The organism is Winogradskyella aquimaris, from assembly GCF_042676105.1.
GTDB classification, from domain to species: Bacteria; Bacteroidota; Bacteroidia; order Flavobacteriales; family Flavobacteriaceae; genus Winogradskyella; species Winogradskyella aquimaris.
In genome coordinates this window covers 205563-221495 of sequence record NZ_JBHTJQ010000016.1, presented here as the reverse complement: position 1 = coordinate 221495, position 15933 = coordinate 205563, and the positions used below count along the sequence as shown (strand labels likewise).

14 protein-coding genes are annotated in these 15933 nt (G+C 36.0%); 9 read left to right on the top strand and 5 right to left on the bottom strand.

Annotated elements, in window-relative coordinates:
- The first annotated feature begins 14 nt into the window (after positions 1–14).
- Genes hemH through ACFQ1K_RS10935 form a run of 6 tightly spaced genes read left to right on the top strand, consistent with a single transcriptional unit; the run spans position 15 to position 8384 of the window.
- Positions 15–1052 (top strand): ferrochelatase, encoded by a 1038-nt coding sequence (gene hemH / locus ACFQ1K_RS10960; protein ID WP_320554779.1) that lies wholly within the window; start codon positions 15–17, stop codon positions 1050–1052.
- Positions 1053–1056: 4 nt separating this feature from the next.
- Complete coding sequence (locus ACFQ1K_RS10955) at positions 1057–2412, top strand: MATE family efflux transporter (protein ID WP_320554778.1); 1356 nt, start codon at positions 1057–1059, stop codon at positions 2410–2412.
- A gap of 47 nt (positions 2413–2459) precedes the next feature.
- Positions 2460–5546 carry a VPS10 domain-containing protein gene (locus ACFQ1K_RS10950; RefSeq protein ID WP_320554777.1) on the top strand — a complete coding sequence of 1029 codons (3087 nt, stop codon included), beginning with the start codon at positions 2460–2462 and terminating at the stop codon, positions 5544–5546.
- Positions 5546–6094, top strand: a complete 549-nt coding sequence (locus ACFQ1K_RS10945) for a CopD family protein (RefSeq protein ID WP_320554776.1) — start codon at positions 5546–5548, stop codon at positions 6092–6094. The genes ACFQ1K_RS10950 and ACFQ1K_RS10945 overlap by 1 nt, the downstream gene beginning before the upstream one ends.
- Positions 6095–6134: 40 nt before the next feature.
- Positions 6135–7589, top strand: a complete 1455-nt coding sequence (locus tag ACFQ1K_RS10940) for a sensor histidine kinase (protein WP_320554775.1) — start codon at positions 6135–6137, stop codon at positions 7587–7589.
- A gap of 12 nt (positions 7590–7601) precedes the next feature.
- Positions 7602–8384, top strand: a complete 783-nt coding sequence (locus ACFQ1K_RS10935; RefSeq protein WP_320554774.1) for an enoyl-CoA hydratase/isomerase family protein — start codon at positions 7602–7604, stop codon at positions 8382–8384.
- A 371-nt stretch (positions 8385–8755) separates the two neighbouring features.
- On the opposite strand, the gene ACFQ1K_RS10930 is transcribed toward ACFQ1K_RS10935, so the two are convergent.
- A complete protein-coding gene (locus tag ACFQ1K_RS10930) occupies positions 8756–9313 on the bottom strand; it encodes a hypothetical protein (protein ID WP_320554773.1) in 558 nt (185 codons plus the stop codon).
- Positions 9314–9522: 209 nt separating this feature from the next.
- On the opposite strand from ACFQ1K_RS10930, the gene ACFQ1K_RS10925 reads away from it, so the two are divergent.
- The gene (locus ACFQ1K_RS10925) at positions 9523–10395 is read left to right on the top strand and encodes an AraC family transcriptional regulator (RefSeq protein ID WP_320554772.1); all 873 of its coding nucleotides are present in this window, start codon (positions 9523–9525) and stop codon (positions 10393–10395) included.
- 13 nt (positions 10396–10408) lie between these two features.
- The gene (locus ACFQ1K_RS10920) at positions 10409–10582 is read left to right on the top strand and encodes a hypothetical protein (RefSeq protein ID WP_320554771.1); all 174 of its coding nucleotides are present in this window, start codon (positions 10409–10411) and stop codon (positions 10580–10582) included.
- Between the two features lies 1 nt (position 10583).
- Here ACFQ1K_RS10920 and ACFQ1K_RS10915 read toward each other — a convergent pair whose 3' ends face one another.
- The 3 genes from ACFQ1K_RS10915 to ACFQ1K_RS10905 form a co-directional block, all read right to left on the bottom strand.
- On the bottom strand, positions 10584–11240 hold the full coding sequence (locus ACFQ1K_RS10915; protein ID WP_320554770.1) for an HD domain-containing protein: 657 nt from the start codon (positions 11238–11240) through the stop codon (positions 10584–10586).
- The gene (locus tag ACFQ1K_RS10910) at positions 11237–11974 is read right to left on the bottom strand and encodes a lysophospholipid acyltransferase family protein (RefSeq protein WP_320554769.1); all 738 of its coding nucleotides are present in this window, start codon (positions 11972–11974) and stop codon (positions 11237–11239) included. The genes ACFQ1K_RS10915 and ACFQ1K_RS10910 overlap by 4 nt, the downstream gene beginning before the upstream one ends.
- Before the next feature lie 86 nt (positions 11975–12060).
- Positions 12061–12474: a BrxA/BrxB family bacilliredoxin gene (locus ACFQ1K_RS10905; protein ID WP_320554768.1), complete on the bottom strand. Its 414-nt coding sequence runs from the start codon at positions 12472–12474 to the stop codon at positions 12061–12063.
- Between the two features lie 117 nt (positions 12475–12591).
- Here ACFQ1K_RS10905 and ACFQ1K_RS10900 point away from each other — a divergent pair, with 117 nt between their 5' ends.
- Positions 12592–13386: a TerB family tellurite resistance protein gene (locus ACFQ1K_RS10900; protein WP_320554767.1), complete on the top strand. Its 795-nt coding sequence runs from the start codon at positions 12592–12594 to the stop codon at positions 13384–13386.
- A 111-nt stretch (positions 13387–13497) separates the two neighbouring features.
- On the opposite strand, the gene ACFQ1K_RS10895 is transcribed toward ACFQ1K_RS10900, so the two are convergent.
- Positions 13498–15855 (bottom strand): TonB-dependent receptor, encoded by a 2358-nt coding sequence (locus ACFQ1K_RS10895; RefSeq protein ID WP_320554766.1) that lies wholly within the window; start codon positions 15853–15855, stop codon positions 13498–13500.
- Between the last annotated feature and the right edge of the window lie 78 nt (positions 15856–15933).

Below are 15933 nucleotides of genomic sequence, written 5' to 3'. Positions count from 1 at the left end.
AGAAAAAGTTGATTATGAAAAAAGGAGTTTTACTTGTTAATTTAGGTTCGCCAGACAGTCCTAACCCAAAGGATGTCAAAACATATTTAGATGAGTTTTTGATGGATGAGCGGGTTATTGATCTTCCGCTTTGGGCGCGAACATTATTAGTTAAAGGCATTATCTTAAATACAAGACCAAAGGCTTCTGCCAAAGCGTACCAAAAGATTTGGTGGGAAGAAGGCTCACCCTTAATTGTATTATCTGAGCGACTAAAAGAGAAAGTTCAGAAAAAAGTGGATTATCCTGTGGCACTAGCCATGCGCTACGGAAGCATGAGTATTAAAAAAGGACTACAGGAATTAGTGGACAAGGGCTGTACCGAAGTAAAAACCATTCCCCTATATCCGCAATTCGCTATGGCCACTACCGAGACGATTGATGTTAAGGTAGATGAATTAGTTGCGAAACACTTTCCGCATGTAAAAATCACCAGAACTCCAGCATTTTATGGTAGAGAAGATTATAAAGAAGCTTTAGCTAAAAGTATAGCGGAAAAGTTAGAAGGGTTGGATTACGAGCATATTCTTTTTAGTTATCACGGAGTACCAGAACGACACATTAGAAAAAGTGACATTTCTAAAGGGAACTGTAAAATGAATGGGAAGTGCTGCTTTAAAATGGGTAGCCCACAGCATGAGTTTTGTTACCGTCATCAATGCGAAATTACCACTGTGAACATGGCTAAGAAGCTTAAATTAAAAAACGGTACTTATTCTACAACGTTTCAGTCAAGGCTTGGCTTTGACCCATGGCTTAAGCCTTATACCGACAGAACCATAGAGCGTATGGGAAAAGAAGGCGTTAAGAAAATGGCAATTGTAACACCTGCATTTGTAAGTGATTGTTTAGAGACCTTAGAAGAAATAGCAATGGAAGGTGAGGAAATATTCCATGAAGTTGGTGGAAAGGAGTTTACAGTTATTCCTTGCCTTAATGATAGAGATGATTTTGCCCAAGTCCTTGCAAATATGATTGAAGAATGGGCAACTGCAGAAACATTAGCGGTCTAATTTAATGGCTAAAGTATTGTCACAAGATTTAGGAGACCAACCCATAGGTAAACTGTTAATAAAGCAGGCTGTACCTGCTTCTATTGGTATTCTCGTAATGTCCCTAAATATACTTGTAGATACCATTTTTGTAGGTAATTGGATAGGACCTAATGCTATTGCGGCCATAAATGTTGTTTTACCAGTATCCTTCTTTATAGCCGCTTTAGGTATGGCCATTGGAATTGGAGGCTCCTCCATTATTTCAAGAGCATTGGGCGCTAGTAACAAAATAAAGGCCTTAACGACATTTGGCAATCAAATTACTCTTACCTTATTACTTACGGTTTCTCTGGTAATCCCAGGATTGTATTTTGTAGATGGCATTATACCGGCTTTTGGTGGCAAGGGTGCTATTTTTAGTCCAGCAAAGATTTATTATGTCATTGTGTTATATGGTGTACCTTTTTTGGCCTTGTGTATGATGGGAAACACCGTCATAAGAGCAGAAGGAAAGCCCAAATTTGCCATGTATGCCATGATGATTCCTTCTGTAGGAAACCTGGTTCTGGATTACGTATTTATTAAGCTTTTCGATTTTGGAATGCACGGTGCCGCTTGGGCTACAACAGGATCTTATATGCTCTGTCTAAGTTTTATCATTTGGTACTTTTTGTCCCAAAACTCTGAATTAAAAATCACCAAATGTCATTACAAATTAGATTTTCCAATAATTAAAGAAATCGGAAGTTTAGGCTTTGTAACTCTAGCAAGACAAGCTATTGTAAGTATTACATATTTGTTAATGAATAATATTTTATTCAATCTAGGTGGTGAAACGTCTGTCACTGCTTATGCCATAGTTGGTAGAATGCTCATGTTTGCTTTATTCCCAGTTTATGGAATTACGCAAGGGTTTTTGCCAATAGCAGGGTTTAATTACGGTGCTGAAAAATACCGGCGAGTAAGGGATTCTATACTTACAGCCATTAAATACAGTATTGCACTTGCAGGTATTATATTTGTTTTCTTGATGCTCTTTCCTGATGCAATTACGCGATTATTTACTCAGGATACGGAGGTTTTAAAGGAAACGCCACCAGCTATGCGATGGGTTTTTGCGGTAACACCTATAATAGGAATCCAATTAATAGGAGCAGCTTATTTTCAAGCTATTGGTAAGGCTATGCCTGCCTTATTACTTACCTTACTTCGTCAGGGAATTTTCTTTATTCCATTGATTTTTATTTTACCTAACTTTTATGGTGAGCTTGGTGTTTGGATGTCTTTTCCAATTTCAGATGTTTTGGCCACTGTAGTTACAGCTTATTTTTTGCATAGAGAAGTAAAGTTAAATTTACTTCCAAAGGAAACAGAGTAATTTTAAATCCGTAATTTTAGAATCCTTATAACCAACAACTAATTTTTATGCGATTTTCTATCTATTTAGCGGCACTTTTACTTGTGTTTTTTAGCCCAAATCTTGAATCACAAAACTTTCAGCAGTCTGATTATTCTGCCATAGAATATAGATTATTAGGTCCTTTTAGAGGTGGACGTAGTGCAGCTGTTACAGGTGTGCCCAAACAACCAAATCTATTTTATTTTGGATCTACTGGAGGTGGTATTTGGAAAACCTCTGATGGTGGACGTACGTGGAAAAATATATCTGATGGGTATTTTGGTGGAAGTATTGGAGCTATTGCCGTTTCTAAAAGCGACCCAAATGTAATTTATGTCGGTGGTGGCGAAAAAACGGTTAGAGGCAACGTTTCTTCGGGTTATGGAATCTGGAAAAGTGTAGATGCAGGTAAAACATGGGTTGCTTCAGGCTTACCAAAAAGTAGACACGTACCACGTATCGCAATTCATCCTTCTGATCATAGCATAGTTTATGCAGGTGTCTTGGGCAACATCTATAAACCAACAGAAGACAGAGGCGTGTACAAAAGTACAGATGGTGGCAAAACCTGGAAGAAGACATTATTTTCTAATGAACACGCGGGTGTTGTCGATTTAATAATGGATCCAACAAATCCTAGAATTTTGTACGCTTCTACTTGGCGAGTTCAACGTACGCCTTATAGTTTAAGCTCTGGTGGTGAGGGATCAGCACTCTGGAAAAGTACAGATAGTGGAGAAACATGGACTGAAATTTCTACGAATAAAGGATTTCCAGAAGGTGTTTTGGGAATTATAGGTGTCACGGTATCTCCTTTAAACAATCAACGTATTTGGGCTATTGTAGAAAATAAAGATCAAGGCGGATTGTATAGGAGTGACGATGGTGGTGATACTTGGGTAAAGGTCAATGATGAAAGAAAATTACGTCAACGTGCATGGTATTATACAAGGGTTTATGCAGACACAGAAGATGTAAACACGGTCTACGTGCTAAATGTGCGTTATCATAAAAGTACAGATGGAGGGAAAAATTTTGATACTTACAATGCACCACATGGTGATCATCACGATTTGTGGATAGCGCCTGAGAATCCAAATCGCATGATTATTGGTGACGATGGTGGAGCACAAGTGACTTATGATGGTGGTGAAACTTGGAGCACCTATCATAACCAGCCAACATCACAATTTTATAGAGTAACTACGGATAATGCATTTCCATATCGCATCTATGTGGCACAACAGGATAACTCAACCATTAGAATTCCACATCGTACTGACGGATATGCTATTACAGAAGACGATTGGGAAAGTACGGCAGGAGGAGAGTCTGCCCATATTGCAGTAGATCCAGATGATAATGATATTGTTTATGGAGGGAGTTATGATGGATTTTTAACACGGGTAAATCATAAAACAGGAACAGTAAGAGCAGTAAATGTTTGGCCAGATAACCCAATGGGCTATGGCGCTGAGGGTATGAAGTATCGTTTTCAGTGGAATTTCCCTATTATTTTCTCTAAACACAATCCAGATCGATTATATACGTTTTCGCAACATGTCCATGTTACTGAAAATGAAGGGCAGTCTTGGGATATTATTAGTCCTGATTTAACGCGAAACGACCCAGAAAAATTAAAATCTTCTGGAGGACCAATTACCCAGGACAATACCTCGGTAGAATATTACTGTACAATTTTTGCAGCTAACGAATCTCCATTAAAGGAAGGCCTAATTTGGGTTGGTAGTGATGATGGTCTCATTCATGTTACTAAAGATGGTGGTAAAACCTGGGACAATGTCACTCCTAAAGGGATGCCAGAGTGGATGATGATAAATAGTATAGAACCAAGTGCTTTTGATGAAGGCACTTGTTATGTCGCAGGCACTAAATACAAGACTGGTGATTTTGCACCATATCTTTATAAAACCACTAATTACGGTAAGACTTGGAAAAAAATCACGAATGGAATTAATGACGAGCATTTTACAAGGGTTTTAAGAGAAGATCCAAAACGGAAAGGATTATTGTATGCAGGGACCGAAACCGGCATGTATATTTCCTTTAATGATGGACAAGACTGGAAGTCTTTTCAGCTTAATTTACCAATAGTTCCTATAACTGATTTAACCATAAAGGACAATAATTTAATCGTTGCAACACAAGGGCGTAGTTTGTGGATGATTGATGATTTAACAGTAATTCATCAATTATACGATGCAGACTTGAACAGTGATGTATTATTCAAACCTAAAGATACCTACAGAATGAGGGGAGGTAATAGAAAAGGAAGTTTAACCTCCGGGACTAACCACCCAAATGGTGTCATTACTTATTTCAATTTAAAAGAATACGAGGACGAGGATAACGTATCGCTTACATATTTTGACCGTAAAGGAGATACAATTAAAACGTTTTCAAACAAGGATAAAAAGAACATGCTTAAAGTTGAAAAAGGAGCCAATCAATTTGTATGGGATATGACCTATGATGGTGCAGAGCGCTTACCCGGTATGATACTATGGTGGGCAAGTTTAGAAGGTCCTAGAGCAATTCCTGGAAGCTATAAAGTCAGTTTAAGCGTTAATGGTAATGAGCAATCACAACCATTTACAATTCTAGCAGACCCAAGAGCAGAAAGCACTCTTGATGATATGGAAAAGCAGTTTCAATTTATTAAGGATGTTAATAGTACAATGGATAAGGCCCATAAATCCATAAAAAAAATTAGAAAAATCAATAGTCAGCTAGGAGCTTTTCAAAAGCAATATAAGGATGATGATAATGTAAAGGATCTGGTAGAAAAGGCAAAGGAACTAGAAGAGCAACTTTCTAATATTGAAAAAGAACTATACCAAACCAAAAATAGAAGCGCGCAAGACCCTTTGAATTTTCCTATTAAGCTCACCAATAAATTGGGTCATTTAAATTCCTTAGTAAGTATGGGGGATTTTGCACCAACAGAACAGGATATTGCTGTTAAAAATGAGCTAACTGCCAAAATTGAAGAGCAATTGTCTGCTTTCAATACAATTTTGAACGATGAGGTAAAAGCGTTTAATGCGGCCTTTAATTCCAAAAACTTGAGTTATTTGTTTGTTGAAGACTAATGGAGTACTATAACTACATAAAATCCCTGCACCTGATATTTGTTATTACTTGGTTTGCAGGGTTGTTTTATATACCTAGATTGTTTGTGTATCAAATAGAGGCTTTTTATAAACCTTCTCCAGAAAAGGAAATTTTAGGAAAACAATTAAAGCTAATGGCTAAGCGCTTGTGGTATATTATTACCTGGCCTTCGGCAATTTTGGCAACCTTATTTGCAATTTGGCTAATGGTTTTAATGCCAAGTTGGTTTCAGCAAGGATGGATGCATGTTAAATTAACTTTTGTTTTACTACTATTTATTTACCATTACAAGACGCATATCTATTTCAAGCAGTTACAAGGGGATGAGATCAAAGTCACTTCTAATTTTATGCGTATTTGGAACGAAGGGGCTACGTTTATTCTCTTTGCAGTGGTTTTCTTGGTAATTTTAAAAAGTTCTATTAACTGGATATTTGGTGTAGTTGGTATAATCGTCCTCGCAGTATTGATTATGTTTGGATTTAAACTGTATAAAAATATCCGTGCTAAAAATCCAGACGCCTAATTGGCTTGATTATTGCTATATTTAATCCATTACTAAGCCAATGAAGATAAAAAAGCTGTCCTTAAGATCCCGTATTTTTATTGCCATGATTCTTTTGGTGTTAATTGCATCGGTATTAATTGCGGCTGTTACCATATATCAGTATAACGAAGAAGCTAGAGATTATCATAGAGAGCGATTAGAACGTAAGGAAAAGGCTATTAGGAAAAGTATCGATTTCACAATTCAAGAAACCACCTATCCTGTTACCACAGAAAATATCCCTTTAATTTTTAAAGACGCCATCTTTGATATTGACGCCGTTCACAGTCTGCAAATTAACTTATATGATCTAGAGGGTGAGCTATTAAAAAGCTCTAAGCGTACCATATTAAGAGACTCTTCTGATCAATGTCTTAGTGCAGAGGTATTAAATGCGTTATCTAATACAGCACAACATCGATATGTGATTAAACAAGAGGAAAATGGGGAAACATTCCAATCATCCTACTCTTATATTACAGATGGAAAATTTAAAAACTTAGCTATTCTCAATTTACCTTACTTAGAGAATGATGATTTCTTAAACCGAGAGCTTAATGAGTTTTTAATGCGTTTGGGTTACGCCTACTTGGCTTTAATCCTAGCGGCTATAGTCTTTGCTTATTTCATTTCTAAATACATCACTAAATCCTTAAAGACCATAAGTGATAAAATGAATGAAACCCGCTTAGAAAAGCGCAATAAAAAAATTCAGGTAGAGTCTACCAGTGAGGAGATTGAAACGCTCGTTAATTCATACAATAGCATGATAGATGAACTTGAGGCTAGTGCGGTAAAATTAGCAACAAGTGAGCGTGAACAGGCATGGAGAGAAATGGCCAAGCAAGTAGCACATGAAATTAAAAATCCACTAACACCAATGCGTCTGAGTGTGCAGAGTTTTCAGCGAAAATTTGATCCTAATGACGAGAACATACATCAAAAGGTCCAGGAGTATAGCAATACCCTAATCCAACAGATTGATACAATGAGTTCTATAGCATCAGCATTTTCAAACTTTGCCAAAATGCCAGCTCAAAAATCAGAACAGTTGGATGTTGTTTATGTGATAAAATTGGCATTGGATATCTTCAATGAAGACTATATTTCCTTTGAAGCCGAACAGAATGAAATTATAGCCAAGTTTGACCGAACACAACTCATTAGGGTGGTCACTAATTTGGTAAAAAACAGTATTCAGGCAATGCCAGAAGACAGCGACAATCCGAGAATAAAAGTCAAAGTGTTTTCTGTAGAAGATGAGGTTAAGATTACAATAGATGATAACGGTTGCGGTATATCTGAAGAAACCAAGTCCAAAATCTTTGAACCAAAATTTACAACTAAGAGCAGCGGAATGGGCTTAGGATTGGCTATGGTTAAAAATATTATGGAAACTTTTAATGGAAGTATTACCTTTACATCTCAAGAAGGAGAAGGTACAATATTCACGTTAACCTTCCCGAAGGCATAAATCCAATTTAAAATGACTTACGACAACATCTTATCAGAATTTCACGAAGGGAAAACAATTATTACCATAAACAGACCTAAGAAGTTAAACGCTTTAAATAGAAGTACTATTCAAGAGCTTCATGAGGCTTTTGACAAAGCGAATCAAGACCCTAAAACGAAAGTAATTATTGTAACAGGAAGCGGTGAGAAAGCATTTGTTGCTGGCGCAGATATTAGTGAATTTGCAGATTTTAATGTAGAAGAAGGTGGGAAGTTAGCCGCCCAAGGTCAAAAATTGTTATTTGATTTTGTTGAGAATTTAAACACACCGGTAATTGCAGCCGTCAATGGGTTTGCTCTTGGTGGCGGATTAGAGTTAGCCATGGCTTGTCATTTTAGAGTAGCGAGTACCAATGCTCGAATGGGATTACCAGAGACATCATTAGGGGTTATTCCTGGTTATGGTGGGACACAACGTTTACCGCAACTTGTTGGTAAAGGAAGAGCTATGGAAATGATTATGACTGCAGGTATGATAGATGCTAACCAAGCGTTGAGCTACGGTTTGGTAAATCATGTTGTAGAGCAGGAAGGATTATTAGAGTTCTGCGAAACTATTGCTAATAAAATAATGCATAATTCGTCTGTGGCCATTTCGGAGGCTATCAAAGCTATAAATGCTAACTACAAAGACGGTGTTAATGGATTTGATATAGAAATAAAAGCCTTTGGGGATTGTTTTGGTACCGAGGACTTTACAGAGGGTACAACTGCCTTTTTAGAGAAGCGAAAGGCTAACTTTCCGGGCAAATAAGTAATTTATAATTTAGCTAATGCTTAGCTTAAATTAATTTTCATCGACCGATCGTCTATTAACCAATGCAACACCAAAAGGGGTGTAATCAAAACAGTGCCCATTAGTAGTAAGGGACTAAGCAGTATTAATATCAGGTGTTTTCTTTTCATCATCTTATTTTTATACAAATATCAGAGCTATTTAAGTATCTAAAAACAAGTATTTTAACCAATTACTGCTCTTAATTAACCTAAAATATGAGTTATTTTAAGGGTGTAATTTCTCTCGATTATTGTGGGGACGATTAAAATATTTTATAAAACAAAAGTGGGCTATTTAGCCCACTTCCGAAGTAAAAAAAAAATAACTAATATATAAACAATCAAAATTTATATCCTAAAGTCCTTAATATATACTCTTCCATTACATCTAATAACAGCAGTATAGTTACCATTTAAAGTTCTATCTAGCCTGTAAACTCTGTTTAAAATATCATCCCCCTTCACAGTTTCTTTATGGATAAGCTCATCCTCAAAGTAAAGCTCAACGTCCATTTCTTTTGTGTCTAAGGCAATTTTTGAAACAATCAGCATACTATTCTCTGTTCTAAAAACGGGTTTAAAAACCTTCTCTTCGGTTTCGGTGAATAGCTTCACATTATTGTCTTTTACTTCAAGATCAATAACTTCAATCTCAAAATCTTTGCTTATTTCAACTGTATAATTGCCGTCTTTTAATTGACTAAAATCAAACAGTCTATCAAGACTTCCACTTTGTTTAATACGACCACTGTATATAATATCTCCAGAAGCATTGATTACAGTTAGCATGTGACCTTCATTAATGTATTTAAAAGTAGGTGTCTCTTTTAACGTTTGGTTTGCATAGCCTGTAGATGTTCCTAACATTACCGCTACTACCATAATATTTCTAATTAATCTCTTCATTTTTAATCTTTTTTAGGGTTAAACTGAATTAACAATACAAATCTATGGCGGTAATTATGTTCTTAAAACAAGGATTTTGGCATATTTATATATTAAATTAACCCTGAAACAACATATATGGCTAAATAATGTTAAAATAGAATAGAATATTGGTAATTGTATATACATTTCAATTTTATTAAGACGTAACTTTGTATAAAACACGTGATGTGAATTCAAGAAAGCCCACATTAGAAAAAATAAGCCCAGAATTTGGTAGTTCTATGCGTGTTGTAAAGCATGGAGCTTACATTGGCGAGAAAAAACCGTTTTGGCATTTTCACCCGGAAATTGAACTGGTCTACGTAAACAAAGGCAAGGGTAAGCGTCATATAGGAAATCATTTGTCTTATTTTAATAATAGTCAACTCTTGCTTATAGGATCTAATTTGCCCCATAATGGATTTACAGATCGTTTTACAGTAAATGGCTCTGAAACCGTAGTTCAGTTTCTTCCAGAGTTTCTGGGAGAGCATTTTTTTGAAATTCCAGAAATGGAAAAAATCAATAATCTTTTTGAAAGAGCTAAAAACGGAATATTATTCGGGATTCCTACCAAGAAGAAACTGGGTAAGAAAATTGAAAAACTACCTGAGAAAGAAGGTTTCAAGAAAATACTCACTTTGTTGGAAATATTACATCAACTGGCAAAAGCTGAAGATTACACCATACTAAATGCCGAGGGCTATACGTTTGAGGCAGAACCTCAGGATAGCGCAAAGATTGATATCATCTTTAAACATGTGAATGAAAACTTTAAGGAGCATATTAGTTTGGATGAAATTGCTGATAAAGTAAGTATGACCGTACCAGCTTTTTGCAGGTATTTTAAAAAAGTAACAGGAAAAACCTTTACTAAACTAGTGAATGAGTATAGAGTGGTACATGCCACCAAACTACTCAATGAAAGCCAGATGAGCATTACGGATATTAGTTTTGAATGCGGGTTCAACAATTTTTCGCATTTTAATAAACTCTTTAAGGAATTTACTGGTAAAAGCGCTTCAAAATATAGGAGTGAATTAAAGCTCATGGTAAAATAAAAAACATAAAAAGATGAGTAGAAAAATTAATACAGCAATAGAGTACTACACCAAACAAGGTCAAGAGATTTTAAAAAAAGTCAATGCCAATACCAATATTACGGCAGATGAGCTCATAAAATATGGTGAAGAGATGGCAATTATTGAATATAAGTTAACGGCACTAGAGGTTGCTAAAGAGAGTTAATCTATTTTTCACCGTGCCACTCGGCATAAAATTGTTTTAGGTAGTTTTCCATAAAGTCATGTCGCTTTTCAGCAATTCGTCTTCCGGTTTTGGTATTCATCTGGTCTTTGAGCAGTAGCAACTTTTCGTAGAAGTGATTTATGGTAGGGGATTTTGCAGTTTTATATTCTGCTTTTGTCATATTTAGATTAGGAGAAATGTTAGGATCATACAATACTCTGTTTTTGAAACCACCATAGTTAAAACATCTTGCAATGCCTATAGCTCCAATCGCATCTAATCTATCGGCATCCTGAACAACTTCCATTTCACGGGAGTTAAAGGAAGTATCCAAATCAAAGGAATTTTTAAAGGACATGTGCTCTATAATTTTGGTGACATGTTCTATTATAGTGTTATCTACATTCTGTTTTAAAAGAAATTCGGATGCTTTTTTTGGACCTATCGTTTCATCACCACCATAAAATTTTGGGTCTGCAATATCATGAAGTAGGGCGGCTAATTCAACTATCAATAGGTCTACATCTTCGTGCTTTGAAATCAACTTGGCATTATTGTATACTCGTAACGTATGAAACCAATCGTGGCCGCCTTCGGCATCCTTTAGTGATGCTTGTACAAATGCTTTTGTAGACTCTATTAATCCGAGTTCTGTCATTGTTCAATACTACTTTTTACTTGGGCTTCAACGATACTTATAAGCTCGAGTTTATCTTCGTAATGATTGGCTTCAATAGGTTTGTGAATCAAAAAAGAAATATGAGCACCTAATCCCATTGGAAATTTACCATAACGCAACGTTTTCCATGAATTATTGATGGTAATAGGGACGATTAATGCATTTGGGGCATACTTTATCATGGTAAGTAACCCTTTGGTTTTAAAAGGTTTTGGTTTACCATCCCTACTTCTTGTGCCTTCTGGAAAAATAACAGCAGCCCATTTGTTTTTTTCAATGCGTTTTGCAAAATCCTCGATAGCTTTTATTGAACCCAAAGCATCTTTTCTATCAATGAGGACGGATCCACCATGACGCAAATTATAAGAAACACTTGGTATACCTTTACCCAATTCTTTCTTACTGATGAATTTTACATGATGTTTTCTTAAATACCAAATTAAAGGAGGAATATCGTACATGCTTTGATGATTGGCTACTAAAATTAAGGGCTTTCCTTTTTTAATATTATAAGGATTTGTAAACGAAAAGGTAGTACCCAGAACATTAAGGCAACGCATTAAAAAAAATTGTAGCCAATCAACGCTTATTTTATGAGCTCTATAGCCAAAGACTGATTTACAAAACCATTGTATAGGATGAAATACGACCAAGGTTAGTCCAAAGCAGATGAAGTATAAAACAGTTAAAGGATAGGCTAATAGTTTTTGCATAACACAAATGTATACCAATGACTTATAAGCACAAAAAAACCACGAATTAAATCGTGGTTTTAAGTTTTATCTAAATTCTATAAAGTTTATGAACAATGCTCGTTGTAGGCGTCCATTAGATTTTCTGCAATTAATTCAGCTGGGCGACCTTCAATATGATGGCGTTCTAACATGTGCACTAATTCACCATTTTTAAATAAAGCCATACTTGGTGAGCTAGGTGGAAACGGAATCATATATTCTCTCGCTTTGTCAGTAGCTTCTTTATCTACTCCTGCAAAAACAGTTACCAAATGATCTGGACGTTTAGCATTTTGTAAGCTCATGCGAGCACCAGGTCTTGCGTTTGCAGCAGCACAGCCACAAACTGAGTTAACAACTACTAATGTTGTACCTTCTTTTGCTAAAGCATTGTCTACAGCTTCAGTTGTATGTAATTCTTCGAAACCAACATTGGTTAAATCTTCACGCATTGGTTTTACTAAGTCTGCTGGATACATAATCTATTTTTTTATTTTCAATTTTAAAACACAAAGATACCAAATGTGTAACAATTACTATTAGTAATACACTAACTAATAGTATATTTATGCATTCACAAAATCTATAGTTAGTATATGAGTTTTGCAAAATGGATAGGAGGTGCTATTGGCTGGTCTTTTGGCGGCCCTATTGGTGCTATAATTGGTGTAGCTTTAGGTAGTTTTATAGATAATTTGTCCGATAATGGTTCACCGCTTATTGGCGAGCGACAAACAGGTAGAAGTCGTAATCGTGACCCTTATCGTCAACGACCAAAACAAACACGTAAAGATCAACGACCACAAACCCAGTCAGGAGATTTTGAGGTAAGCCTACTCATTTTAGCCTCTATTATTATTAAAGCTGATGGCAAACAAGATCAGCGTGAATTGGATTTTGTACGTCAGCAATTTAGGAATATGTATGGGAAGGAACGTGCTAATCATGCCTTTGAATTGTTTAAGCGTATTTCTAAACAAAACATATCAATGCGCCAAGTGTGTTTCCAGATAAAGCAAATGATGGATCATGCTTCTCGATTACAATTGCTTCATTTTTTATTCGGAATAGCAAAAGCGGATGGTCATGTTAGCGACAATGAAATAAAACAGATATACACGATGTCTGGTTACTTGGGCATAAGTAAAAAAGACTTTGAAAGTATAAAAGCCATGTTCTATGACATGACGAATAATGCTTACAAAATTTTGGAAGTAGACAAAACAGTTTCAGACGAAGCTGTAAAAAGGGCTTATCGTAAAATGGCCAAGAAATACCATCCTGATCGTGTAGGTCACTTAGGGAAAGAGCATCAAGAAGGTGCTGAAGAAAAATTCAGACAAGTACAGGAAGCTTATGAGCACATTCAGCAGGAACGCGGGTTTAAATAGTCTGGGCTTTGGGTATTAGTTGGTTTAATTTTGGTTTTCCAACCTCTGCCTTATTCTGAATTAGATAAAATTAAAAGTTTTAAACCTACAAAAGCTATTTAATAAAATGACTTAATCAGAAAAAATTCTTAGTCCAACAAAGAATGTTCTTGGACGGTTTGGTCCATATACAAAGTCAGAATCTCGTGTTGGTCCAGTATCAAAATCATCTTGGTAGCTGTTAAATATATTTTGTACACCACCACTTAATTCAACATGAAACTCTTTTTTAAGGTCCAGATGATAGGTAAGTTTGGTGGTTAAATCAAAAAATGATTTTGAATCCACCAAGTCTATAGAACCGGACTCACCCACAACAAAGGGAACTGTCATTGGCCCTGTATAATTACTGGTAACATCTATTTTAAAAGCTTTATTGATATTCCAATACGACGTTAAAAAACCGTAAACATTTGGTGTGCGTACAAATTCATCTATAATAACATCTGTTTCATTTGGTACAGAACCATCAGTTTCAAATAGAATCTGATTTTCTTCGTATTTGGCATTTTGAACGGTTAATCCTGCCTGAAAAGCTAAACTTGGACTTGGAACGACATTCAGTTCAATATTTGCACCTGCAACGTAAGCACCAGATCCGTTTCGGGTTTCTTCTAGAATAGAACCGTTGGGAAGTGATGTGCCTGTGCTTACAATAGTAAATGGATTTTGAAGAGATGTGTAAAATCCTTCAATAAGTAGGTTGGTTTGAGTTTTGCCAAAACTTTTAGTGTAATCTAAGGATGCTGTAAATGCATTTGAAAATTCATTATCTAAGTCTTCTCCTAAAATTACAAAACGTTGTTCTCCTCCTACAGAAGAAACATGTAGATCTTCATTGAATGCCTGTGGTGCTCTAAAACCTCTAGCGTAGCCACCTCTGAACTGAAGTTTATCTGTAATGTTATACAGTAATGTAATACGTGGACTGAATATGGTTTGTGCTACTTCTGAAGTTCTTGAGACATCCTGAATGCTGTATAAACCGTTAACGTTTACATGATCGAGCCTTGCCCCTAAAAGTGCGGTAAATGCCTTTGATGGCTTCCACTCGTATTGTCCGTAAAGAGCATAGCTATTAACACGTTGGTCTATCACTTTGTTATAGCCTAAAATTTCATCTTCAGTATCATTAATTTGAAATTCTATTCCTGTGGTTAGGACATCACTATTTTTAAAATCATGGCTAAATTTTGCGCCACTTACAAAAGCTATATCCTTTGTTGTACCAAAAGCATTGTTGGCCAATTCAAAATCCTCTGGTTCAGTACCTCCACCTAAACCACCATAATAACTGTCTCTGTCTGTATGTTGTACAGATGCGTAAACAGAAAAAGTATTTGTACGCTCATCGTTATACAGTTCGTAATCTACACCTGAAAAAATAGTGTTATGGTCTAGCTCTTCAGTGATGTTAGTAAACTGTGGAGCTAAGTTGAGTTGGTCACCACCACGTCGATATTCTTTTATTGCGGTAAAGTCCAGACCTATACGACTGTTGTCATTTGGTCTTAGAAATGCTTTGGCACCAAATGAGTTGTTTTTTAAAATCGTTATTTCTGTAAAACCATCGTCATTGGCATCAAAGGCATCTCTATTTCTATATATACCATAAAGCGTTATCCCACTCGTTAAATCGTTGCTTACAATCGAGGCATTAAGATTAACATTCCGGTCTGCAGTTGTTCCGTCAATTAAAGCCAGTGTAGAACTCATTTCCCAGTGATTATCCATAGGTTCCTTGGTAATAACATTAATGGTACCAGCAATAGCGTTAGAACCAAAAAGGGCAGAACCACCACTGCGTACCACTTCTACGCGATCTATAATATTAACCGGAATTTGTTCTAAGCCATAAACACCATTTAATGCACTAAAAACTGGTCTGCTATTAACTAAAATTTGGGTGTACTGACCTTCAAGTCCATTCATACGGACTTGTGTGAAACCACAGTTTTGGCAATTCGTTTCCGTACGAACACCGGGTTGAAAGTTTAAACCATCTGCCAATGTTTGAGATTGAGCAGCATTAAAGACTTTTGGTGTTAGCACTTTTACAATTACCGGTGCTTCCTTTCTTTTTATTTGGTTCCTCGTAGCACTTACCACTACCTGATCTAGACCAAGGACATCTTCTTCTAATTTGAAATTTAGTGTTTTGGTTTCGTTAGCTTTTAGGTTCACAGATTGTTCTAAAGTACTAAACCCTTGAGATCTTACGGTTATTATAAAATTACCAGCACTAGCAGAAAGGCTATAATTGCCATTCTCATCTGTAGTGGTGCCTATATTACTATTTTTAATATAAATGGAAGCATAGGGCACAGGGACATCATTTGATGTAACGGTTCCTTCTAGTGTAGCCTTTTCATTTTGTGCGGTCATTATTTGCACGGAAATCAACAAAACATAAGTAATTAACCGTATCATATAAACTATATTTTTAGCAAAGGTAAAACAAAATTTAGACAAGACTAAAAATATTTTTACTTAAATAAAATAAAGCTA